Annotated in this window: 18 protein-coding genes; 10 read left to right on the top strand and 8 right to left on the bottom strand. The window is 70.0% G+C overall.

From position 1 onward, the window contains the following. Positions 1–19: 19 nt before the first annotated feature. The 4 genes from GEV26_RS05575 to GEV26_RS05560 form a co-directional block, all read right to left on the bottom strand. Positions 20–859: a DegV family protein gene (locus GEV26_RS05575; protein WP_153652141.1), complete on the bottom strand. Its 840-nt coding sequence runs from the start codon at positions 857–859 to the stop codon at positions 20–22. Between the two features lie 25 nt (positions 860–884). Next, the gene (leuS, locus tag GEV26_RS05570) at positions 885–3704 is read right to left on the bottom strand and encodes a leucine--tRNA ligase (protein WP_153652140.1); all 2820 of its coding nucleotides are present in this window, start codon (positions 3702–3704) and stop codon (positions 885–887) included. A gap of 180 nt (positions 3705–3884) precedes the next feature. After that, positions 3885–4151 carry a hypothetical protein gene (locus GEV26_RS05565; protein ID WP_153652139.1) on the bottom strand — a complete coding sequence of 89 codons (267 nt, stop codon included), beginning with the start codon at positions 4149–4151 and terminating at the stop codon, positions 3885–3887. 9 nt (positions 4152–4160) lie between these two features. Further along, entirely contained in the window at positions 4161–5858 is a 1698-nt protein-coding gene (locus GEV26_RS05560; RefSeq protein ID WP_153652138.1) for a sodium:solute symporter family protein, read from the bottom strand. Between the two features lie 137 nt (positions 5859–5995). On the opposite strand from GEV26_RS05560, the gene GEV26_RS05555 reads away from it, so the two are divergent. Together GEV26_RS05555 and GEV26_RS05550 are read left to right on the top strand one after the other, a co-directional pair. Then, on the top strand, positions 5996–7048 hold the full coding sequence (locus GEV26_RS05555; RefSeq protein WP_153652137.1) for a M4 family metallopeptidase: 1053 nt from the start codon (positions 5996–5998) through the stop codon (positions 7046–7048). 18 nt (positions 7049–7066) lie between these two features. Further along, positions 7067–7345 (top strand): protealysin inhibitor emfourin, encoded by a 279-nt coding sequence (locus tag GEV26_RS05550; protein WP_153652136.1) that lies wholly within the window; start codon positions 7067–7069, stop codon positions 7343–7345. Positions 7346–7502: 157 nt separating this feature from the next. Here GEV26_RS05550 and GEV26_RS05545 read toward each other — a convergent pair whose 3' ends face one another. Together GEV26_RS05545 and GEV26_RS05540 are read right to left on the bottom strand one after the other, a co-directional pair. Further along, positions 7503–8177, bottom strand: coding sequence for a potassium channel family protein (locus GEV26_RS05545; protein WP_153911628.1), 675 nt, complete (start codon positions 8175–8177; stop codon positions 7503–7505). Then, the gene (locus GEV26_RS05540; protein ID WP_243838950.1) at positions 8170–9525 is read right to left on the bottom strand and encodes a TrkH family potassium uptake protein; all 1356 of its coding nucleotides are present in this window, start codon (positions 9523–9525) and stop codon (positions 8170–8172) included. Before GEV26_RS05540 ends, GEV26_RS05545 begins: the two co-directional genes overlap by 8 nt. Before the next feature lie 53 nt (positions 9526–9578). On the opposite strand from GEV26_RS05540, the gene GEV26_RS05535 reads away from it, so the two are divergent. From GEV26_RS05535 to GEV26_RS05505, 7 genes are read left to right on the top strand one after another with little or no spacing between them, the layout of a single operon-like run. Then, positions 9579–11399: a CDP-glycerol glycerophosphotransferase family protein gene (locus GEV26_RS05535; RefSeq protein WP_153652135.1), complete on the top strand. Its 1821-nt coding sequence runs from the start codon at positions 9579–9581 to the stop codon at positions 11397–11399. A gap of 52 nt (positions 11400–11451) precedes the next feature. Continuing rightward, positions 11452–12426, top strand: coding sequence for a glycosyltransferase (locus GEV26_RS05530; protein ID WP_153652134.1), 975 nt, complete (start codon positions 11452–11454; stop codon positions 12424–12426). Next, a complete protein-coding gene (glf, locus tag GEV26_RS05525; RefSeq protein WP_153652133.1) occupies positions 12416–13594 on the top strand; it encodes a UDP-galactopyranose mutase in 1179 nt (392 codons plus the stop codon). Before GEV26_RS05530 ends, glf begins: the two co-directional genes overlap by 11 nt. Further along, entirely contained in the window at positions 13584–14804 is a 1221-nt protein-coding gene (locus GEV26_RS05520) for a CDP-glycerol glycerophosphotransferase family protein (RefSeq protein WP_153652132.1), read from the top strand. The genes glf and GEV26_RS05520 overlap by 11 nt, the downstream gene beginning before the upstream one ends. Before the next feature lie 8 nt (positions 14805–14812). Beyond that, on the top strand, positions 14813–16282 hold the full coding sequence (locus GEV26_RS05515; RefSeq protein ID WP_153652131.1) for a hypothetical protein: 1470 nt from the start codon (positions 14813–14815) through the stop codon (positions 16280–16282). After that, positions 16279–17250 carry a phosphatase PAP2 family protein gene (locus GEV26_RS05510; RefSeq protein WP_153652130.1) on the top strand — a complete coding sequence of 324 codons (972 nt, stop codon included), beginning with the start codon at positions 16279–16281 and terminating at the stop codon, positions 17248–17250. Before GEV26_RS05515 ends, GEV26_RS05510 begins: the two co-directional genes overlap by 4 nt. 54 nt (positions 17251–17304) lie before the next feature. Continuing rightward, positions 17305–18414, top strand: a complete 1110-nt coding sequence (locus tag GEV26_RS05505; protein ID WP_153652129.1) for a variant leucine-rich repeat-containing protein — start codon at positions 17305–17307, stop codon at positions 18412–18414. A 75-nt stretch (positions 18415–18489) separates the two neighbouring features. Here the strand turns inward: GEV26_RS05505 and GEV26_RS05500 are convergent, their stop codons facing one another. Both GEV26_RS05500 and GEV26_RS05495 read right to left on the bottom strand, forming a co-directional pair. Further along, entirely contained in the window at positions 18490–19911 is a 1422-nt protein-coding gene (locus GEV26_RS05500; protein ID WP_153652128.1) for a bifunctional cytidylyltransferase/SDR family oxidoreductase, read from the bottom strand. A gap of 26 nt (positions 19912–19937) precedes the next feature. Next, positions 19938–20780 (bottom strand): siderophore-interacting protein, encoded by an 843-nt coding sequence (locus GEV26_RS05495; RefSeq protein ID WP_243838946.1) that lies wholly within the window; start codon positions 20778–20780, stop codon positions 19938–19940. Positions 20781–20797: 17 nt separating this feature from the next. Here GEV26_RS05495 and GEV26_RS05490 point away from each other — a divergent pair, with 17 nt between their 5' ends. Next, positions 20798–22741, top strand: a complete 1944-nt coding sequence (locus GEV26_RS05490) for a M13 family metallopeptidase (RefSeq protein WP_153652127.1) — start codon at positions 20798–20800, stop codon at positions 22739–22741. The last annotated feature ends 37 nt before the right edge of the window (positions 22742–22778 follow it).

Here is a 22778-nt window from a genome sequence, read left to right as displayed (position 1 = left end):
GCGTTACGGCCCCGAACGCTCAGCGCGGCGTGATCGTCACCGCGATCATGCCGGGCCCCACGTGGGCACCGATCACGGCGCCGACCTCGTCGACCGGGATCGACTCACGCTCAAGGGTGGACGCCAGGCGTTCGGCGACCGCGGTGGCCGTGGACAGCGCGGCCAGGTGCTGGACCCCGATGTCGAAGCCGTCGGCGCACGCGTGGGCCGACTCGACCGCGAGCGCCTCCAGACGCGCGAGCGCCTTGGCCTGGGTGCGGACCCGCTCCAGCGGGACGACCAGGCCGTCGCTGATCGTGAGGATCGGCTTGACCGCGAGCGCCGAGCCGATCAGCGCGGCCGCAGCGCCCACTCGTCCGCCGCGGCGCAGGTACTCCAGCGTGTCGACGTAGAGCAGTGCCGTGGACGTCTCGCCCGCCCGGCGCGCGGCGTCCGCGACCCCCACGACGTCCTCGCCGGCGTCCCGCGCCTGGGCGGCACGCCCGGCCGCGAATCCGGTGGCGATGCCGACCTGCGTCGAGTCGACACAGGTCACGGGCACCGACGCCTGCTTCGCGGCCAGCACCGCGGAGTCGAGCGTGCCCGACATCCGCGCGCTCAGGTGCACCGAGACGATCGCTTCGGCGCCCTCCGAGGCGAGCCGCTCGTAGACCGCGAGGAACTCGTCAGGGGTGGGACGCGATGTGCTGACCGGCACGAACGAGGCCAGCGCGTCGGCAATCATCTCCGACGTCACGTCCTCGCCCTCGGTGTGGACCTCGGCCCCGATGATGACCTGCAGGGGCACGACCGTGATGCGCTCGCGTTCTGCGTCGGACCCCGACAGCGACGACGTGGAGTCCGTGACGATCGCGATCATGGCCGAAGCCTAGCGGTGATCCTGGTCACACGACGATGCTGACGAGCTTCGGCGCCCGGACGATCACCTTGCGGATGTCGCGGCCGTCGATCGACCTCACCACGTTGGGCTCGGCCAGCGCGAGCTCGGTCAGCTCGTCGTCGCCGATCGCCGGGTCGACCTCGATCTTGCCGCGGACCTTGCCGAGCACCTGGATCACGCACGTGACCGAGGACGCGGCGAGGTGCGCGGGATCCGCGACGGGGAACGGTGCGCGGATCAGGGACTCGGTGTGGCCGAGGCGCGACCACAGCTCCTCTGCGAGGTGCGGCGCCAGCGGCGCCAGCATCAGCACGAGCGGCTCGACCGCGGCGCGGCTGCTGACGCCCACCTTGGTCAGGTGGTTCGTCAGCTCGATCAGCTTGGCGACCGCGGTGTTGAACCGCAGGTGCTCCATGTCGGCGCGGACACCGTCGATCGTGGTGTGCAGCACGTGCAGGGTGTCGCGGTCGAGCTCGGCGTCATCGACCCTGAGCTCACCGCTCTCCTCGTCGACCAGCAGCCGCCACACGCGCTGCAGGAACCGCTGCGCGCCGACCACTGCGCGCGTCTCCCACGGACGGGAGACGTCGAGCGGGCCCATCGACATCTCGTAGACCCGGAACGTGTCGGCGCCGTACGCGTCGTACATCTCGTCGGGGGTGACGATGTTCTTCAGGCTCTTGCCCATCTTGCCGTACTCGCGGTTGACCGGCTTGTCGCCGTGGAACCAGCCACCGTCGCGCTCCTCGACCTCGTCGGACGGCACGTACGTCCCGCGCTCGTCGGTGTACGCGTACGCCTGGATGTAGCCCTGGTTGAACAGGCGGTGGAACGGCTCCTCGCTCGAGACGTGGCCGAGGTCGAACAGGACCTTGTGCCAGAAGCGGGCGTAGAGCAGGTGCAGCACCGCGTGCTCGACACCGCCGACGTACAGGTCGACGCCGCCGGTCTCGCCGTCCTTGCGCGGGCCGAGCCAGTAGCGCTCGTTCTCGGGGTCGGCGATGCGGTCGGGGTTGTGCGGATCGGTGTAGCGCAGCTCGTACCAGGACGACCCTGCCCAGTTGGGCATCGTGTTGGTCTCACGGCGGTAGGTGCGCGGGCCGTCACCGAGGTCGAGGGTCACGTTGACCCAGTCGTCGGCACGGGCCAGCGGCGGCTCGGGGTTGCTCAGCGCGTCCTCGGGCTCGTACGTCTTGGGCGAGTAGTCGGGCACGTCGGGCAGGTCGACCGGCAGCATCGACTCGGGGATCGCGATCGGCTGGTCGAGCTCGTCGTAGACGATCGGGAACGGCTCGCCCCAGTAGCGCTGGCGGCTGAAGAGCCAGTCCCGCAGGCGGTACGTCGTGGTGCCCTCGCCTGCGCCGTGCTGCTGCAGCCAGGTGATCACCGCGGCCTTGGCGTCCTCGATGCCGAGGCCGTTGATGTCCAGGTCGCCGTGCGCGGAGTTCACCGCGGGACCCTCGCCCGGGTAGGCGCCCTCGACGCCCTCGGGCGCCTCGACGGTGCGGATGATCGGCAGGTCGTACGCCTCGGCGAACTCCCAGTCGCGCTGGTCGCCGCCGGGGACGGCCATGATCGCGCCGGTGCCGTAGCCCGTCAGCACGTAGTCGGCGATGAACACCGGGATCTGCTCGCCGTTGACCGGGTTGGTCGCGTAGGAGCCGGTGAAGACGCCGGTCTTCTCCTTGTTCTCCTGACGCTCCAGGTCGGTCTTGGCGGCCGCCGTCGCGCGGTACGCGGCCACGGCCTCCGCGGGCGTCGCGCGCCCGTTGGTCCACAGCTGCGGGGTGCCCTCGGGCCAGGCCTCAGTCGTCAGGGTGTCGACGAGCTCGTGCTCGGGGGCCAGGACCGCGTACGTCGCGCCGAACAGCGTGTCGGGGCGGGTCGTGAAGACGTCGAACGACGTCGCGGCGTCCTCGACCCGGAACGTGACGCGGGCACCGTGCGAGCGGCCGATCCAGTTGCGCTGCATGTTCTTGACCGACTCGGGCCAGTCGACCCGCTCGAGGTCATCGATCAGGCGGTCGGAGTACGCGGTGATCCGCATCTTCCACTGGCGCAGGTTGCGGGTGAAGACCGGGAAGTTGCCGCGCTCGCTGCGGCCCTCCGCGGTGACCTCCTCGTTGGCCAGCACCGTGCCGAGGCCCGGGCACCAGTTGACCGGGGACTCATCGACGTACGCGAGGCGCACGGAGTCGATGAGCAGACGACGCTCGAGCGGGGCCAGCTCGGACCAGGGGGCGCCGTCGGGCGCGGTGCGCGAGCCGGCTTCGTACTCGGCGACCAGCTCGCTGATCGGGCGGGCGCGGCCCTGCTCCTCGTCGTACCAGGCGTCGAAGATCTGCAGGAAGATCCACTGCGTCCACTTCACGAAGTCGGGGTCGATCGTGGCGAAGCTGCGGCGCGGGTCGTGGGCCAGCCCGAGCCGGCGCAGCTGACGGCGCATGTTGGCGATGTTGGAGACCGTGTTGGTGCGCGGGTGCTCGCCGGTCTGCACCGCGTGGATCTCGGCGGGCAGGCCGAATGCGTCGTAGCCGAGCGCGTGCAGCACGTTGTCGCCCTGCATGCGGCGGTAGCGGCCGACCACGTCGGTCGCGATGTAGCCCAGCGGGTGCCCGACGTGGAGCCCCGCACCCGAGGGGTACGGGAACATGTCCATGATGAAGTACTTCTCGCCTGCGACGTCGCCGGCGAGGTCCCCGACGGGATTGGGTGCCTCGAACGTCCCCTCGGCGTCCCACCGGTCCTGCCAGCGGCGCTCGATGTCCCCAGCCAGCTCGCTCGTGTAGCGGTGGGACGTGGTCGTTTCCTCAGGCGTGCTCACTGACGAGATGTTACCGGTGCGCCTGCGTCCCACCGCGCCTCTCCCCCGCTCCCCCCATCCGCCGACGAGTCACGCACGGACGGCGACGAGTCACGTATGGCAGGCGAGGAGTCACGTCCGGGATCCGTGCGCGACTCCTCAGTGACCGTGCGCGACTCGTCAGCGACCGTGCGCGACTCGTCAGCGACCGTCGGTGGCGGGATCCTCGGGGACGACGACGGGGCGCAAGCGCGCCCAGACCGCGAAGGCGATCGCGACGACCAGCATGCCGAGCCCGCCCCACAGGTTGATGTTGAGCCCGTCGCCCCGCGCAAGCTCCTCGTCGGTCGCGTTGAAGATGCCGAGCAGCACCAGGATCACGCCGTAGGCGCCGAGCAGACCCGCGATCACGAACCGGATGTCGAAGAGGCCGGCCTTCTTCTTGGTCGTGCTGTCACTGTCACTCATGGTGATCTCCTATCGGAACAGCAGGTTGAGGATGATGACCAGCACGAGCCCGATCGTCGCGAGCCGGGTCGGCGACTGGTACCACGGGAGCGCCGCGCTGTTGGGGTCGACCAGCGACTCCTTGGGCGTCAGGGAGTACACCAGCCCCTTGAGCTCGGACTCCACCCGCGGCTTCGTCATGAGGGTGACGATGATGCTGACGATGATGTCGACGACGAACGCCGCACCCGCGGCCGCGAAGCTCGCGCCCTGTCCCCGGAGGTCCAGGGTGCCGGTGCTGGCGCCACCGAACGCGTCCTGACTGAGGAACGCGACCGTCACCGCAGCGGCCGTGCCCGCGACCAGGCCGGTCCAGCCGGCCGTCGCCGTCATGCGCTTCCAGAACATGCCGAGGATGAACGTCGCGAACAGCGGCGCGTTGAAGAAGCCGAACAGCGTCTGCAGATAGTTCATCAGGTTGTCGTAGTTGGACGCGAAGTACGCCGTCCCGATCGCGATGACCGTCGCGGCGACGGTCGCGATGCGTCCGACCCCGGTGTAGTAGCTGTCGTTCTCGTCCTTCTTCACGTACTGCTGCCACAGGTCGTAGGAGAAGACCGTGTTGAAGGCCGAGATGTTCGCCGCCATGCCGGCCATGAAGGAGGCCAGCAGACCTGCGATCGCGACCCCGAGCATGCCGTTGGGGAGCAGATCGCGCATCAGGAGCAGGATCGCGTCGTTGTACTTCGCCCCACCGGTGTCGCCCTCGCCGGACTTGAGATTCGCGATCTCGGGGATGATGATCGCCGCGGCCATGCCCGGGATGATCACGATGAACGGGATGAACATCTTCGGGAACGCGCCGATGATCGGCGCGCGGCGGGCCGACGACAGCGAGTCCGAGGCCATGGCCCGCTGCACCTCGACGAAGTTGGTCGTCCAGTAGCCGAACGACAGCACGAAGCCGAGGCCGAACACGATGCCGACGGTCGACCAGAACGGATCGGCGATGCCGGTGAGGTCCGTCCCGGGCCACGACGACAGCTGCTCACCGTTGGGCTGCACCTTCTCCTTGATGCCCTCCCAGCCGCCGACCTTGTGCAGCGCGATGAACGTCAAGGGGGTCAGCGCCGCGACGATCACGAAGAACTGCAGCACCTCGTTGTAGATCGCCGCCGACAGCCCGCCGAGCGTGATGTAGCTGAGCACCACGATCGCCGCGACGATGAGCGAGACCCACAGCGGCCAGCCCAGCAGGCGGTTGACGATCGTCGCGAGCAGGTACAGGTTGATGCCGGCGATCAGGAGCTGGGCGATCGAGAAGCTCAGGGCGTTGACGAGGTGCGCCCCCGTGCCGAACCGCCGCCGCATGAACTCGGGGACGCTGCGCACGCCCGAGCCGTAGTAGAAGGGCATCATCACGATGCCGAGGAACAGCATGGCCGGGACCGCGCCGATCCAGAAGTAGTGGAACGTGGCGACGCCGAACTGGGCGCCGTTGGCCGACATGCCCATGATCTCGACCGCACCGAGGTTGGCCGAGATGAACGCGAGACCCGTGACCCACGCGGGCAGGGAGCGCCCGGACAAGAAGAAGTCGAGGCTGGACGACACCTGGCGCCGGGCGAGGACGCCGATGCCGATCACCACGACGAAGTAGAGGGCGATGATCGTGTAGTCGAAGAAGTCGGCATCGAGCCGGAACGTTCCTTCTGCGGCGCGAAGCATGCAGGCCTCCCTTGTCCGATCGAGCACGACCCCCCGGTCGACTCCCCACGGGACGTTACTCTCGGGCCCTTCGTCGTGCACACAGCAGGACCCCTCGAGCCTTCGCATGTGTCGGCGGCCACGCCTACCGTGAAGGCATGCGTCACGGAATCGTCCCGCCCTATCTCCTGCAGCACCTGTCCCGCCTCGACCGCGAGGACCTCCGGGACGCTGCGGAGGCGGCCCGACGCGCTCTCGCGAACGATCTGCGGCCCCGACCCGGGGGTGCCGCCCTGCCCACGGTCCCACCGCCGCCCGTCCGCCCGACCGGCCCCGAGCGCACGATCGCCGACGCCCGCGGCAGCGAGACGCTCCCCGGCGACGCAGTCAGGCGCGAGGGCGACGGGCCCATCGGCGATCCCGCGGCCGACGAGGCGTACGACGGCCTCGGCGCGACGTACGCCCTGTTCGCCGAGGCGTTCGGACGCGCGTCGATCGACGGCGCCGGACTGCCCCTGCTGGCGACGGTCCACTACGGCCGCGACTACGACAACGCGTTCTGGGACGGGCAGCAGATGGTCTTCGGCGACGGGGACGGCCAGGTGTTCGGGCGGTTCACCGCCTCGCTGTCGGTGATCGGGCACGAGCTCGCCCACGGGGTCACCCAGTACACCGCCGAGCTCGTCTACGCGGGGCAGTCCGGTGCCCTCAACGAGTCCGTCTCGGACGTCTTCGGCGCGCTCGTGGAGCAGCATGCGCGCGGGCAGGACGCAGCCGAGGCGAGCTGGCTGATCGGCGAGGGCCTGTTCACCGACCAGGTCCAGGGCAGTGCCCTGCGCTCGATGAGGGCGCCGGGCACCGCGTACGACGACGACGTGCTCGGCAAGGATCCCCAACCGGCCACGATGGCCGACTACATCGACACGACCGAGGACAACGGCGGGGTGCACCTCAACTCCGGCATCCCCAACCATGCGTTCTACCTCGCCGCCATCGAGCTGGGCGGCCGGGCCTGGGACCGGGCCGGACAGATCTGGTACGACACGATCTGCGGCGACCTGAGCCCCACCGCGACGTTCGCCGACTTCGCTGCTGCGACGGTTGCCGCCGCAGCGGCCCGCTACGGCGAGGGCTCGCTCGAGAGCGACGCCGTGGTGCGGGCCTGGTCGACCGTCGGCGTGCAGATCGGGGACACTGTCCAGAGGGGCTGACAGCCAGGAGGTGCCGCGATGGACGAGCTGCCGTTCGTCATCACCGTCGTGCGTACCGGCGGGCTCGCCGGGCTCCGACGCGAGTGGACGGTCGAGGTCGCCGCCCCGCAGGAGGCCGAGCACTGGCGCCCGATCGTCGAGGCCTGCCCGTGGGACCACACGCCGAACGATCCCGCGCCCGACGGATTCGTCTACGACTTCCGCGTCGCCGACATGGAGGCCGTCGTCACCGAGCGCGAGCTCGACGGTCCGTGGCGCCAGCTGGCCGAGGAGGTCAAGCGCTCGACCGCGCCGTAGTCCCGTCCCCGAGACTGCGCAGGACCGACGATGAGGGTTTCGGGCAGCCAGGGGTGCCGCAAACCCTCATCGTGCGTCCCGCCGGGGACCGAGGATGAGGGTTTCGGGCAGCCAGGGGTGCCGCAAACCCTCATCGTGCGTCCCGCCGGGGGCGCGGTCAGGGCTGGGCGCAGAAGGCCTCGACCTTGGTGGTGGGGCCGGAGACGATGACTTCGTCCCCCTCGCTCACGACGGTCGTCGCCTGGGCGTAGATGAAGTCCGAGCCGAGGGACTTGATCGCCACGATCGTCACGCCGAAGTCGCGTCGCAGCCCCGCCTCCTGCAGGGTCTTGCCGCTCGCCCGGGACGGTGCGCGGGTGCGCGCGATCGCGAAGTTGCCCTCGAACTCGATGAAGTCGGTCATCGTGCCGGTGACCATGTGCGCGACGCGCTTGCCCATCTGGGACTCGGGCCGGATCACGTGGGTCGCGCCGACGCGCTCGAGGATCGCGGCGTGCTTGCCGCTGATCGCCTTGGCCCACACCTCCTTGACCCCGAGGTCGAGCAGGCCCAGCACGGTCAGCACGCTTGCCTCGATGTCGGTGCCGATGCCGACCACCGCGACCTGGAACTGCTCGGCGCCGATCTGGCGCAGCGCCTCGGTGTCGGTCGTGTCGGCGGCGACGACGTGCGTGAAGTCGCTGGCGTACTTCTGGACGATGTCGGCGCGTTCGTCGACGGCCAGCACGTCGTGGCCCAGCTGCACCAGCGAGCGGGCGACGGCCGTGCCGAAGCGGCCCAGGCCCAGCACGATGACCGGCCTGGTGGGTGAGGTCGAGCGGTCCTTAGCCAATGATCGGTTGCTCCTCGGGAAGGTGGTACCGCGGCATCCTGCGACGTAGCACGAGTGCGCCCGCCGCCGCGATCGTACCGACACGGCCGACGAACATGAGCACGATGATGACGCATTGTGCGTCGGTCGGCAGATCTGGAGTGATCCCGGTGCTCAGACCCACCGTCGCGAAGGCGGACGTGCACTCGAACAGGACCTGGTCGAATGCGAAGTCGGTCATCACCATCACGATGAACGTCGTCGTGACGACCAGCATCACCGCGAGCAGCGCGATCGTGATGGCGGTACGCGCGACGCGCGGCCCGATCGACCGGGCGCCGACCGTGATCTCGGGGTCGCCACGCAGCTCGGCCCAGATGACGTACGCGAGGAGCAGGAAGGTCGTGATCTTGATGCCGCCCGCGGTGCTGGCGCTGCCGCCGCCGATGAACATCAAGATCGTGCCCATGTTGAGCGTCTCGGGGCGCACCGCACCCCAGTCGAAGCTGTTGAGCCCGCCGGAGCGCGGCATGATGCCGCCCTCGATGCCGGTCACGAGCTTGTGCCAGACCCCCTCCCCGCCCAGCGTGGCCGGATTGGTCCACTCCAGCGCGAGGAAGGCCAGCGCACCCACGACGAGCAGGCCGATCGAGCCCCAGATCGTGAGCCGGGTGTGGATCGTCCATCGTGACGGGGTGCGCCAGCCCGTGAACAGCTCGGCGAGCACCGGGAAACCGATCGCGCCGACGAACACCGCGAACGCGATGGGGATGATGATGAGACCGTCGCCCGCGTAGCCCACCAGGCTGTCGCGGTTGAGCGAGAAGCCTGCGTTGTTGAACGCCATGATCGCGTCGAACACGCCGTGCCAGAGCGCCGTGGGCAGATCGTCGAAGTACGACGCGCGGTAGCGCGCTGTCAGCACCACGGCGGTGACGGTCTGGAAGAACAGCATCGTGACCGCGACGCGACGGAACAGCGGCTTGACCTCGCCGATGTTGACGACGTGCATGTCGGCCTGCGCCACGAGTCGGGTCCGCAGCCCGAGGCGACCGCCGATGAACAGCCCCAGCACGGTCGCGAGCGCGACGATGCCGAGTCCGCCGATCTCCACGAGCCCGAGGATGATGCCCTGCCCCGCCGGGGACCAGTACGTCGAGGTGTCGACGGTGGCCAGGCCCGTCACCGTCACCGCGGACGTCGAGGTGAAGAACGCCGGCATGAACCCCGGCGACTCCGTCCCGGACCGGGCGAAGGGCATGAGCAGCAGGAGCGTCCCCACGAGGATCAGGGCAAAGAAGGTCAGGGGCAGCAGGCGGACCGGATGCGCGATCGAGGCAGGAATCCGCAGCCTCAGAGGGCGGGGCACGGCACGACGTTACCCCAGGAGGGAGCCAGCGCACGCGTGATAATTTCCTCGTCATGGTCTCGCCCGTTCGTGCTGCTCAGGCCGTGTTCTCCCGACTGGGCCACAATCAGGAGCTGCCGGGCCTGGCGACCACGGTCGGCGGCCTGTTCCTCGCGGTGGTCAGCGCCGCCGTCGGGCTCGACACCGTGGCCCTCGTCCTGCTCGCAGTCTCGGTGCTCGGCGAGCTGCTCCTCGAACGTCCCCGGGCGAGCGCGGCCCAGCTGCTGCGCCAGGGCGCCCTGGGCGTCCCCATGCGGTTCGCGCTGCGCGCGATCGTCTGCCTGGTCGCCGGACGCAGCCACCTCGACGACCCGGGGGCCTGGCACGCACTGCTCGCGGTCAGCATCGCGCTGGCGGTCGCCCTGTGCGGCCGGGCGCTGCACGAGGAGTACCGCCGGGTCGGCCCGCTGAAGCCCATGACGACGCGCAACATCCCCGGCTCCCCTCGCATCCACGAGGCTCCCCCGCAGCACCTGCTCGTGGTCGTGGTCGCCCAGCTGCTGGTGCTCGCGCCGGCCCCCCTCGAGGCACCGTGGTGGCTCGTGCTGGCGCTCGGAGCCGTCGGCACCGCGGCCCTGTTCTGGTTCACCTGGCCGGACGTCCGCGCGTCGTGGCGGATGCGCCAGGCCAAGCGCGCGACCGGGTTCACCGGCCCACTGCGCCAGATCCAGGACTTCCTCGACGACTACCGTCCCGAGGTCGTGGTGCACCTCAGCGGCCCCGAGACCGCGGCGTACCAGATCAACACGTGGCTGGAGAGCCTCGAGGCGCTCGACCGGCGGGTGTTCATCGTCGTGCGCGACCAGCCGCTCTTCGCCAAGATCGCCGCGACCTCGATCCCGGTGCTGGGGCTGCGGGACGCCGGTGAGCTCCTGATGCTCGACTTCTCCTCCTCGCGCATCGCGCTCTACCCGTCCAACACGGGCAACAACATCCACCTCCTGCGTCTGCCGACCCTCATGAGCGCGTTCATCGGCCACGGCGACAGCGACAAGAGCGCCTCGAACAACCCGTTCTCCCGGGCGTACGACGAGCTGTGGGTCGCGGGCGAGGCCGGCGCCGACCGCTACCGGCGCTCCGGACTCGGCATCCACGAGGACCAGTACCGGTTCGTCGGACGCCCGCAGGTGCACGCGATCACGCGGGAGCCGCGCCTCGGCGACGAAGCGGTCCCGACCGTCCTCTACGCACCGACCTGGGAGGGCGTCAACCACGAGCAGGAGTACTCCTCGGTCTCTGCGGTCGGCGTCCGGGTCGTCGAGGCGCTGCTCGCCGCGGAGCCGCCGATCCGGGTCGTGTTCAAGGCCCATCCCTTCACCGGCCAGCGCGATGCGAAGTACCGCGCGGTCCTCGCCCGCATCGCGGCCCTGCTCGACGACGCCGCGGCCGCGACCGGCATCGACCACCGCGTGGTCAAGGGCGGCTCGATCAACGAGTGGTTCAACCGGGCGACCGCGATGGTCACCGACATCTCCAGCGTCGTCAGCGACTTCCTCGCGAGCGAGAAGCCGTACGCGGTCTTCAACCACACCGATCTCGACGACGCGACGTTCCGCGCGGAGTACCCCTCGACCGGTGCGGGCACCACGATCGGCCGCGACGGACGGGGCATCGGTGAGTTCATCGACGTCGTCACCCGCGCCGCTCCCGACGTGCTCGCTCCCGATCGCGAGCGCCTCGCGACGTACCTGCTCGGCCCCCACGAGCACCGCACCCTCGAGTCGTTCAAGGCCGCGATCGACGCGATGATCGTCCGCTCGGAGACCGAGCGAGGCGCGTACCGCGACGGCACGCCGACGAGCGAGATGCCCGTGACGGACTCCGCCGAGCTCTGAGCGCGCCGAGCGGGAGCGCGGACCCCCGGGCAGCTCGCGATAGTGTTGCCGGGTGAATTCGGCTGCCGAGAAGATCGCCATCGCGATCGTGACGTACAACCGATCGACATTCCTCAAGGAGCTCCTCGCGAGCGCCGCGGTCATGCGGACGGCGCCGTTTCGGATCGTGGTGGTCGACAACGCCAGCACCGACGACACGCAGGACGTCATCGCCGCCGCGATGCAGGACTTCCCTGAGGGCGTGCTGGTCAACCACCGCCTCGACACCAACACCGGTGGCTCCGGAGGATTCAGCGAGGGCACCCGGCTCGCGCTCGAGCTGGGCGCCGACTGGGTCTGGCTCATGGACGACGACGTCGAGATCCTGCCCGACGCGATCGAGCAGTTCGCCCCCTGGATGGAGCGCTTCAAGGTCATCCACGGTCGTCGTTACGACTTCGACGGCACCCCGTTCTACTGGCAGGCCCGGTTCAACGAGTTCCTCGGCGTGCCGCTGCCCTACAGCGGAAAGCAGTTCGGCCGCGAGGGCTATGCGATCACCAACTCCGGCACGTTCGAGGGCATGCTCATCCACGCGGACGTCGTGCGCCTGATCGGGCTGCCCGATCCCCGCTTCTTCATCTCCTGGGACGACGCCGCGTACGCGTGGCTCGCCGCCCAGCACACCGACGTCGCGTACGTGGATGCGTTCGTGCTGAAGCGCAAGCGCGAGCAGAAGCAGGTCAACCTGGGCATCCGGCACCTCAACGACGGCAGCCCTCTGTTCCGCTTCCACGTGATCCGCAACCGGGCCTACGTCGGCAAGTACTTCCGCGAGTACGGCAAGCTCAACCGCATCGGCTTCGGTCTCGGCACGGCGCTCACGCTCGCCAAGGAGGTCTTCCGCCTCGTGGTCGTCCAGCACACCCTCAAGGGGCTCGGCGACCTCGCGCGGGGCTTCCGCGCCAACCGCGCGCTGTGGCGGGACAAGTCGTGGCGTCCGATGGATCCCGCGGACGTACCGGCACCATTGAGCCATGACCGCTGACCTCCTGATCGTCGGCTCGGGCTTCTTCGGCCTGACGATCGCCGACCGATGTGCGCGTGAGCTGGGCCTGAAGGTCCAGATCATCGATCGCCGCGACCACCTGGGCGGCAACGCCTACTCCGAGATCGATCCCGAGACCGGCATCGAGGTCCACCGCTACGGGGCGCACCTGTTCCACACCTCCAACCAGCGGGTGTGGGAGTACGTCAACCGGTTCACGACGTTCACGCCCTATCAGCACCGCGTCTACACGACGTACCGCGGCGAGGTGTTCCCGCTGCCGATCAACCTCGGCACGATCAACCAGTTCCAGCGCGCCGCGTACTCCCCCGACGAGGCCCGCGCGTGGGTCGCCGAGCAGGCCGCGATGATCACCGGCGAGCCGGCGAACCTCGAGGAGAAGGCGATCTCGCTGATCGGTGAGCCGCTGTACGAGGCGTTCATCAAGGGCTACACCGCCAAGCAGTGGCAGACCGATCCCCGTGAGCTCGGCGCCGACATCATCAGCCGCCTGCCGGTGCGCTACACGTACGACAACCGCTACTTCTCCGACACCTACGAGGGTCTGCCCACCGACGGCTACACCGCGTGGCTGGAGCGGATGGCCGATCACGACAACATCACCGTGACTCTCGAGGCCGACTTCTTCGACGAGACGCAACCTTTCAACAAGAAGGCATGCGTCGGGGTGACCCCTGTCGTGTACACGGGCCCGGTCGACCGCTACTTCGATCACGCCCACGGCGACCTGTCGTGGCGCACCCTGGATTTTGAGACCGAGGTGCTGGCGACCGGCGACTTCCAGGGCACCCCGGTGATGAACTACGCCGACCCCGACATCGCGTACACCCGCATCCACGAGTTCCGCCACTTCCACCCCGAGCGTGAGCACCCGGCCGACAAGACCGTGATCATGCGCGAGTTCAGCCGCTTCGCCGGCACCGGCGACGAGCCCTACTACCCGGTCAACACCCCCCAGGACCGCGAACGGCTCCTGGCCTACCGCGAGCTGGCCCGCGGCGAGAAGAACGTGCTGTTCGGCGGACGTCTCGGCACCTACCAGTACCTCGACATGCACATGGCCATCGGCTCGGCGCTCAGCATGTTCGACAACAAGCTCGCACCGTACTTCCGCGACGGCGCCGCACTCGACGACCATGGCCTCTAGGGCAGACAGCGCCCGCATCGGGCTCGTCCACCGCCTGCGGCTCTGGGCGATCGGTCGGCTGCGGCGCTCGCGGCTCCTGCCGTCGGGGATGCCGGACAAGCTCACCGACGAGGACCGGCTCGGACGCCCGTTCGAGCAGCAGGTCATGCTCTACTTCCCGACCACGCGCGACAGCCTCTACCAGCTGCGGCCGTGGTATCACGCGCTGAAGGCCCTCGACGCGTCCCACCGGCTGGTGTGCGTCTTCAAGGACTCGCGCACCGCGCAGATCGTGCGCGACGAGACCGGCCTGGACTGCGTGACGCTCGCCCGCTACGGCCAGCTCGACGAGATCTTGTCGGTGTCGCAGGTCAAGCTCGCGCTCTACGTCAACCACGACCCGATCAACTTCGAGAGCCTGCGCTTCACCTCGCTCGTGCACGTCTACCTCGGCCACGGCGACAGCGACAAGGGCGTCTCGGTCTCCAACCAGGTCAAGGCGTACGACCTGTGCTTTCTCGCGGGCCAGGCCGCGGTCGACCGCACGGCCTCGGCCGTGATGCTCTACGACGCCCCGGCGCACAGCGTCCTGATCGGCCAGCCGCAGCTCGACGGGATCGCACCCGTCGTGCCCTCGCCGTCGCTGGACGGCCGCCCGACGGTCCTGTACGCCCCGACGTGGGAGGCCTCGCAGCCCTCGGTGTCGTACGGCTCCCTCGAGACGCACGGGGTCGCGCTGGTCACGGCCCTGCTCGGCACGTACCGCGTGATCTACCGCCCGCACCCGCTCAACGGCGTCATCCGGGCGTCGTACGCGGCAGCCGACGCCGCGGTGCGCGAGCTCGCCGACCGGGTCGACACCGTGGTGCCGCTCGAGCAGTCGTTCGCCGACGCGGACCTGCTCGTGACCGACGTGTCCGCCGTGACCCTCAACTGGCTGCCCACGGGCAAGCCGATGCTGGTCACCACCCCGCCCGTCCCCTACCCGCCCAGCCCGCTCATGGACGTCGTGCCGCAGCTCGCTCCGGGCGACGACGTCGCGGCCATCGTCGCGGAGCACCTGACCGACGACCCGACCAAGGCCGCCCGCGACGCGCTGGTCGAGCACTACCTCGGTGATCCCCGTCCCGGCGTGGCCACCGCCCGCTTCATCGCAGCGTGCGAGGACGCCATGGCACTGCGCGACCGGGAGTGGGCCGCGCGGCAGGCCGCCGGCGCGACCGGGCCCTAGGCGAGATGTTGGACCTCGCACGCTCGGCCGCGCGCCTGCCGGTGTTCCTGAGCCTGACGATCGGCGCGATGATCGCGATCCGGCTCTGCTTCCTCGGCACGCCCGCGGGACGTGACGAGGCCGGCTTCCTCATGGTCGGCAACGCGTGGGGCGACGGCGACTCCCTCTACGGCCCGTACTGGGTCGACCGTCCGCCGTTGCTGCTCTGGATCATGGACCTCGCGGGCACCCTGACGAACCTGCGGCTCATCGGGCTCCTGGCGTGCGTGGTCATGGTGCTGGGCGTGGCCCGCGCGGCGTACCTCGTGCGCGGACCGCAGGGTGCGCGGTGGGCGGCGGCCGCTGCCTCCCTGTTCAGCACCGCCCACTGGTTCGGCGTGACCCGGACCAACGGAGAGATGCTGTGCGCCGGATTCGTCGCCTGGGGATTCGCCCTCACGATCCAGGCCCTCCTGCCCCACGCGCGGCGGCCCTGGCTCCCGGCGCTCGGGGCGGGCGTGCTCGCGGCGTGCTCGTGCCTGATCAAGCAGTCCATCGTGGACGGCCTGGTCTTCGCGGCCGTGCTCGCCGTGGCCGTCGCGTGGCAGCAGCCCGCCGCCCGCCGGCGGGCCGCTGTGGTCGTGGCCGCGGGAACGGTCGGCTTCGTCGTCGCCCTGGCGACGGGTGTCGCTGCGGCCGCGGCCCGTGGCACCAGCCCGGCCGAGCTGTTCGACGCGCTCGTGACGTTCCGCGCGGAGGCCGGAGAGGTCATCCGCACCTCCGCCACCGCGGCGACCGGCCAGCGCCTGATCGTGCTCCTCGCCACCTGGGCGGGCAGCGGACTGGGCTTCATCGCAGTCCTCGCGGCGTGGTGCGCGGCACGCCGGCGCGAGCCGGTCGTCCTGGCGACGTTCGCCGTGATCGCGTTCGCCTCCGGCACGGCAGTGCTCGGCGGCAGCTACTGGGGCCACTACCTGTTCCAGCTCGTGCCCGCCTCGGCCCTCGCGGCCGGCCTGCTGGCCGACCAGGTGAGCCGGCGCCTCCGCACGGCTCTCGGGGTGTTCACGGTCGCAGTCCTCGCGGCCAACCTGACGTACACGATCGTCGCGCCGCCCCAGGTGGGGGCCACGGCCGAGACCGTCGGGACGTGGTTGAGAGAATCGGGCGACCCCTCCGACACCGCTGTCGTCGTCTACGGGCAGCCCAATGTCCTCGGCGCCGCGGGGATGTCCAGCCCGTACCCGTACCTCTGGAGCCTGCCTGTGCGCACCCTCGACCCGGACCTGACGACCCTGTCAGGCGTGCTCACGGGGCCCGATCGGCCCACGTGGTTCGTCGAGTGGACAGGCGTCGACTCCTGGGGCATCACGGGCGCGGACCGGCTCGAGAACGAGCTCGACGACGGCTACCGCAAGGTCGCCAAGGTCTGCGGCCGCACCGTCTGGCTGGCTCGCGGCGAGGAGCGCTCGCTGGCGCCCGTCCCGAAGGAGTGCCCGTGACGACCGAGATCGCCGCGCCCCGGACCACGCCGTGGACCTGGCGGGGGCCGGCCCTCCTGGTGTACGCCGTGCTGTTCGCCCTGGGCGTCGTGCTGATCGGCGTGCCGACCGATCCGTTCCAGCTGTTCGTGTGGCTCTGGCTGGCGACCATCGCGTACAACGTCCGCGCTCCCTGGCGACATCACCTCGCGTTCCCCCGCGACTGGTGGCCCGCGTTCGCGCTTCTCGTGCTCTATCTCTACAGCCGTGGCCTGTCCGACGAGGTCATCTCGATGCCCGTCCACTGGACGATGCCGATCCGCTTCGATGAGTGGCTGGGCGGCGGGACGCTGCCCACCCAGCACCTCCAGGACGCCCTGTGCGCTTCCCCGTGCACCAGCAGCACGCCGCCGCGGTGGTACGACGAGGTGCTCACGACCGTCTACTTCACCCACTTCGTCGCGGGGCTGACCCTCGCCGTGGTCCTGTGGCTGCGGGACCGGGCGATGTGGGTGCCGTGGATGCGGCGCTACGTCGTGATCAACTTCGCCGCCCTGGTCATCTACGTCCTCTACCCGATGGCGCCGCCGTGGCTGGCCGCCAAGGAGGGCTACATCGCCGAGCGGCTGCCGCGGCTCACCGGGCGCGGCTGGGACGACCTGGGGCTCGGTGGCTTCCACGTCGTGCTCGCGAAGGTCGGCAACCCGGTCGCCGCGATGCCCTCGTTGCACGGTGGGCTGGCCATGCTGATCGCGCTGTACGGCATCGCGCGGCTGCGAAGCGCGTGGCGCTGGATCCTCCTGGTGTACCCCGTGCTGATGGGCATCGCACTCGTCTACTACGCCGAGCACTACGTGATCGACATCCTCGCGGGGTGGGCCCTGGCAGGTCTCGTGATGATCGGGTGCGCAGTGTGGGAGTCGCGCCGCAGCGGTGGCGACGCGCCGTCGAGACAGCCTGACGTGCAGTCGCCCCAGCAGGACCGATAATCTTCCCCCAGCTCGTCGGACGACGGGGCACCGTTCGGGGAAGGAACCCACTCCATGGCATCTGAAGACCTGGTCCGCGAGGCGCAGGACCCGTCGACGTCGGCTGCGCGACTCGCTGAGCTCGCACAGGCAGATCGTGCGCTCTGGCCGGCGATCGCGGTGCACCCCGCGGCCTATCCGGGCCTCCTGGAGTGGCTCGGCCAGCAGGGCGATCCCACGGTCAGCGCAGTCCTTGCCATGCGCTCCAGCTCGTCGGCCGCGTCGCCGGCCCCCACCGAGGTCATCCCCCAGCAGGTCCAGCCGTCGGCGGAGCAGCCCACGGCCGAGCAGCCCGCTGCCCAGCAGCCGGCCGTCGAGGAGCCCGTCGCCCAGGCCCCCGTGTCGCCGGTCGCGGAGCCGGTCGTCCCGTCGCAGCCGGCGGAGCAGTCCTACCAGCCGGTCGAGCCGACCCAGTCCTACCAGCCGGTCGAGCCCACGCAGTCCTACGAGCCGGTGCAGCCCACGCAGACGTTCCAGCCGGTGCAGCCGTCCGCGCCTGCGGCGTACGCGGCCCCGGCCGATCCCTCCTACGGATCGGTCCCCCCGGGCGGCGCCGCCCCCACCGGCTCCGAGCCCGGAGGCAACGGTGAGGACGGCAGCAAGAAGAACTTCTGGCTGCTGGCCGGGATGATCGCCGCGGTCATCGTGCTGATCGGCGCCGCCGCATTCGGCGCGATCCAGGTCTTCGGCGGTGACGACGACGGCGACGACAAGGACGAGGCGAGCTCGTCGTACACCAAGGCCCCACTCGAGACCACCGAGCCCGCGCCGACGACCACCGCGCCGACGACCGCCGCGCCCAGCGTCGACCCCGGCGCCTCCGGCGCCAGCCCGGCCTTCTGCACCCAGTACAAGGAGCTCCAGGACGAGACCCTCGACTCGATGGGCGGGGGCTCCGACATCGGCAAGCTGACCGAGTCGTTCGGACGCCTCGCCGACGCGTACGACGACCTGGAGGATGAGGCGCCTGCCGAGGTCAAGGGCGACGTGGCCGTGATGTCCGACTACTTCGACACGTTCAAGGACCCGTCGAAGGTCGATCCGTCCGATCTCAGCGGCAAGATCCGCGAGTTCACCGACGCCGCCCAGAAGGTGTCGCAGTACTACGTCAGCAACTGCATCTAGTCGCTCGGCCCCACAGGTCCTCGCCCCGACTCCTCGTCGGGGCGGGGACCTGCTGCGTCGGCCGGCTGCGTGCGGCTAGCGGCCGCCGCCGATGGCGGCCGGACCGTCCTCGCGGCGGATGTCGATGATGTGACCGGTCTGCTGCGACAGCAGGACGTCCAGCGACTGGCGGGCGACGTCCATCGAGCTGAGCAACGTGCCCTCGGGCTCCTCGCCGAACGCCTTGGTGCGCATGGGCGTGCCGGTGCGCTCGGGGTTGACGCAGTTGACGCGCACCTCGCCCGCCCACTCGTCAGCCAGGGCCTGCGTCAGGTTGACCACCGCCGCCTTGGCCGAGGAGTAGAGCGAGTAGCCGCCCCGGCCCCGGGTGTAGGACGACGACGTGAACAGCAGCAGCGAGCCCGCGGCCTGGGCCAGGTGCGGGTAGAACTCCTGCGCGATGAAGATCGGGGCGAGGTAGTTGATCTCGGTGGCAGCGAAGATCGTCTCCTCGGACGTGTCGGCGAGGTCCTCGATCACCAGCACACCTGCGGTGTTGACGACGAAGTCGATCGTGTCGGTCTGCTCGAGCACCGCGGCCGCCGCCGCCGCGATGTCCTCGCGTCGGTCGACGTGCGTGTTGGTCGAGGAGCGCGAGAACGTGTGGACGTTCGCGCCGAACCCGCGGGCGAGCTCGGCGATGTCGCCGCCGATGCCGTACGACCCGCCGAACACGACCATGGTCTTGCCTGCGAGCGCTGCCCGGTACTGCTCGTCGGTGAGCGCGTCCGGGGTGTCGGCGGACTGCAGCTGGAAGAGCTTGTCGGCGATGTAGACGTCGATGGGCTCGGTGACCTTCATGTTGCGCTCGTGACCCATCACGACGGCGATCGGGACGTGGGGCAGATAGCGGAGCACGACGGTGCAGTCGTCGGTCGCGGTGAAGTCCGGGTCCTTCCACGCCAGCGCGTACGCCTCGCGGATCACGGACAGCCTGAACGCCTGGGGGGTCTGGCCGCGACGCAGCAGGTGCCGCTGCAGGACGTCCTCGATCGTCTCGGTCCCGCCCGCGGCGGTGTCGTGGACCTGCACGATCGTGTCGGCCGACGGGATCGCGGTGTCGACGGCCTCGTGGGTCGCGAGGGCCGCGACGACGTCGCCGATGATGGTCTGCGAGACGAGGGGGCGCACGGCGTCGTGGAACAGGACGTTGCACTCCTCGCTGCCGAGGGCCTCCAGCGCGCGGCTGGTCGACTCGTTGCGCGTCTGCCCGCCCTCCACGATCTGGCTGACCTTGTCGTAGCCGCCGTTCTGCACGATCGCCCGGACCGGGTCGAGGTGGCCCGGGGTCATGAGGATGACGATCTCGTCGATCAGGGGCGAGGCCTCGAAGGCCGCGATGGTGTGCTCGATGATCGTCTTGCCGGCGATCTTGATGAGCTGCTTGGGGATCGACAGGCCCACCCTCGTGCCGGTCCCGCCGGCGAGGATGACGGCCACGTTGCGCAGTTGGGTCACGCGATGAGGTTACCGTCCGCGAGGCGCTAGGACGCCCCCGGTCGCATGACCGCCTCGGTCTGCTGGGACTTCCAGACCCGAAAGCCCTCCTCGGTGCTGCCGCGACGCCAGTAGGCCGACACCGACACGTCGGCGCGGTCGACCCCGCGCTCGTGCAGGATGTGCGGTCGCACGCTCTTGAGCAGCGCCGACTCGCCGTGGACGAAGGCCTGGACCCGGCCGGCCGGCCACTCGAGCCCCCGCACGGCGTCGTCCAGCAGCGTGGTCGTGCCGGGTGCCGCGGCACCGCGGTGGAGCCATCGGACGTCCACGTCGGCATCGGTGCGCAGCGGGATCTCGTCCGCCTCGGTCTGCACCTCGATGAGGGCGATGCCGCGCACGCCCGGGGGCAGGCTCATGAGGGAGGCCGAGATGGCCGGAAGGGCCGCCTCGTCGCCGACGAGCAGCAGCCAGTCCGCGGTGACGTCGGGGGTGTAGCCACCGTTGGGGCCGCGCACGTGGATCACGTCCCCGGGCTGGGCGCGGGCCGCCCAGGGCCCAGCGACACCCTGGTCGCCGTGCACCACGAAGTCGATCGCGAGCTGCTGCTGCTCGCGGTCGAGCCAGCGCACGGTGTACGTGCGCAGGACGGGCCAGGCCTCCGGCGGCATGGTCGCCTTCACCAGGTCCAGGTCCAGCGGCTGGGGGTAGTCGTGGCCGGGGGTGAGGAAGACGAGCTTGACGTACTCGTCGGTGTACGGCTCGGGCATCGCGTCGTGGCGGGCGAGGAACTCTGCGAAACCCTGTCCCCCGAGCACGACCCGCACCATCGAAGGAGCCACTTTCTCGGTGCGGACCACGGTCAGCGGGACAGGAGAAGTTCTGCTCACGTGTGTAGCCTATCGGCGTGAACCCCGGTATCGACACGACACAGCTCGACTCCTCCGTCCGCGTTCAGGACGACCTGTTCCGTCACGTCAACGGGCGGTGGCTCGCGACCGCGGAGATCAAGCCCGACCGCGCGACCGCCGGCTCGTTCGTGGCGCTCGTGGACGAGGCCGAGGCCAAGGTCCGCGAGATCATCGAGACCGCGAGCAAGGACCCGCAGGACGACGAGCAGCGCAAGATCGGCGATCTCTACGCGAGCTTCATGGACGAGGAGCGGGTCGAGGCCCTCGGCGCCGAGCCCCTCGTGGCCGAGCTGGCCCAGGTCGACGCGATCGCCGACATCGCCTCGTTCGTGCGGGTGCTCGGTCTGCTGGACCGTCAGGGTGTCGGCAGCGTCCTCGGGATGTACATCGCACCCGACCGCGGCAACCCCGACCGCTACATCACCCACCTCGGTCAGGGCGGCATCGGCCTGCCCGACGAGTCGTACTACCGCGAGGAGGAGTCCGCAGGGATCCGCGAGGCGTACGTCGCGCACCTGACCACGATGCTGGGGCTCGCGGGTCTCGACGACGCCGCCGGCCGCGCCGCGCGGATCATGGACCTGGAGACCCGGCTGGCCTCGTTCCACTGGGACCGGGTCGCGTGCCGCGACGCGCAGAAGACCTACAACCACCTCACCGGTGACGGCCTGCAGGAGCTCGCGCCGAGCTTCGACTGGACCAGCTGGTCCGCGGGCGCGCAGGTGCCGGCGCCCGTGCTCGCCGAGGTCGTCGTCTCGCAGCCGTCCTACCTCCAGGGCCTCGAGACGCTCCTGGTCGAGGCCGAGCTCGACGCGTGGAAGGACTGGCTGCGCTGGCAGGTCGTCCACAGCGCCTCGCCGTACCTGTCGTCCGCGTTCGTCGACGCCAACTTCGAGTTCTACGGTCGTACGCTCAGCGGCACCGACGAGCTGCGCCCCCGCTGGAAGCGCGGCGTCGGCTTCGTCGAGGGCGCGATGGGTGAGGCGGTCGGCAAGATCTACGTCCGCACCGAGTTCCCGCCCGCGTCCAAGGAGCGGATGAGCGAGCTGATCGACAACCTCCTCGCGGCGTACCGGCAGAGCATCTCCCGGCTGACCTGGATGAGTGAGGAGACCAAGGAGCGGGCGTACGACAAGCTCGACTCGTTCAACCCCAAGATCGGCCACCCCGACCAGTTCAAGGACTACTCGGCCCTGGAGACCTCCCCCGACGACCTCCTGGGCAACGTCCGGCGCGCCATCGCGGTCGCCACCGACCGCGAGCTCGCCAAGATCGGCTCGCCGATCGACCGCGACGAGTGGTACATGACGCCGCAGACCGTCAACGCGTACTACAACCCCACGATGAACGAGATCGTCTTCCCGGCCGCGATCCTGCAGCCGCCGTTCTTCCACGCGGACGCCGACGACGCGGTCAACTACGGCGCGATCGGCGCGGTCATCGGCCACGAGATCGGCCACGGCTTCGACGACCAGGGCTCGCAGTACGACGGCACCGGCGCCCTGCGCAACTGGTGGACCGACGAGGACCGGGCCTCGTTCGAGAAGCTCACCTCCGCGCTCATCGCCCAGTACGACGTCCTGTCCCCCGTCGGCGCCGAGGGACGTACGGTCAACGGCTCCCTCACGATCGGCGAGAACATCGGCGACCTCGGCGGGCTCGGCATCGCCCACCAGGCGTTCCGCCTCACCGAGCCGACCGACGAGCCCATCGACGGGCTGACCCCCGACCAGCGCTTCTTCATCTCCTGGGCGCAGGCCTGGCAGGCCAAGGTGCGTCCGGCCGAGACCGTGCGCCGACTCACCGTCGACCCGCACTCGCCGCCGGAGTTCCGCTGCAACCAGACCGTCCGCAACATCGACGCGTTCTACGCGGCATTCGACGTCGGCGCCGACGACGCGCTCTGGCTGGACGAGCAGGAGCGCGTGCGCATCTGGTAAGCGCTGCGCGGCTTCGCCGCGCCCGCGGCTCGTTCCT

This window comes from Aeromicrobium yanjiei, assembly GCF_009649075.1.
GTDB classification, from domain to species: Bacteria; Actinomycetota; Actinomycetes; order Propionibacteriales; family Nocardioidaceae; genus Aeromicrobium; species Aeromicrobium yanjiei.
This window is presented reverse-complemented; position numbering and strand designations above follow the sequence as displayed.

What these genes read in the sequence shown, in the direction of transcription:
- GEV26_RS05575 (WP_153652141.1), bottom strand. Translation starts at nt 859, where the DNA reads ATGATCGCGATCGTCACGGACTCCACGTCGTCGCTGTCGGGGTCCGAC.
- GEV26_RS05565 (WP_153652139.1), bottom strand. Translation starts at nt 4,151, where the DNA reads ATGAGTGACAGTGACAGCACGACCAAGAAGAAGGCCGGCCTCTTCGAC.
- GEV26_RS05560 (WP_153652138.1), bottom strand. Translation starts at nt 5,858, where the DNA reads ATGCTTCGCGCCGCAGAAGGAACGTTCCGGCTCGATGCCGACTTCTTC.
- GEV26_RS05555 (WP_153652137.1), top strand. Translation starts at nt 5,996, where the DNA reads ATGCGTCACGGAATCGTCCCGCCCTATCTCCTGCAGCACCTGTCCCGC.
- GEV26_RS05550 (WP_153652136.1), top strand. Translation starts at nt 7,067, where the DNA reads ATGGACGAGCTGCCGTTCGTCATCACCGTCGTGCGTACCGGCGGGCTC.
- GEV26_RS05535 (WP_153652135.1), top strand. Translation starts at nt 9,579, where the DNA reads ATGGTCTCGCCCGTTCGTGCTGCTCAGGCCGTGTTCTCCCGACTGGGC.
- glf (WP_153652133.1), top strand. Translation starts at nt 12,416, where the DNA reads ATGACCGCTGACCTCCTGATCGTCGGCTCGGGCTTCTTCGGCCTGACG.
- GEV26_RS05520 (WP_153652132.1), top strand. Translation starts at nt 13,584, where the DNA reads ATGGCCTCTAGGGCAGACAGCGCCCGCATCGGGCTCGTCCACCGCCTG.
- GEV26_RS05505 (WP_153652129.1), top strand. Translation starts at nt 17,305, where the DNA reads ATGGCATCTGAAGACCTGGTCCGCGAGGCGCAGGACCCGTCGACGTCG.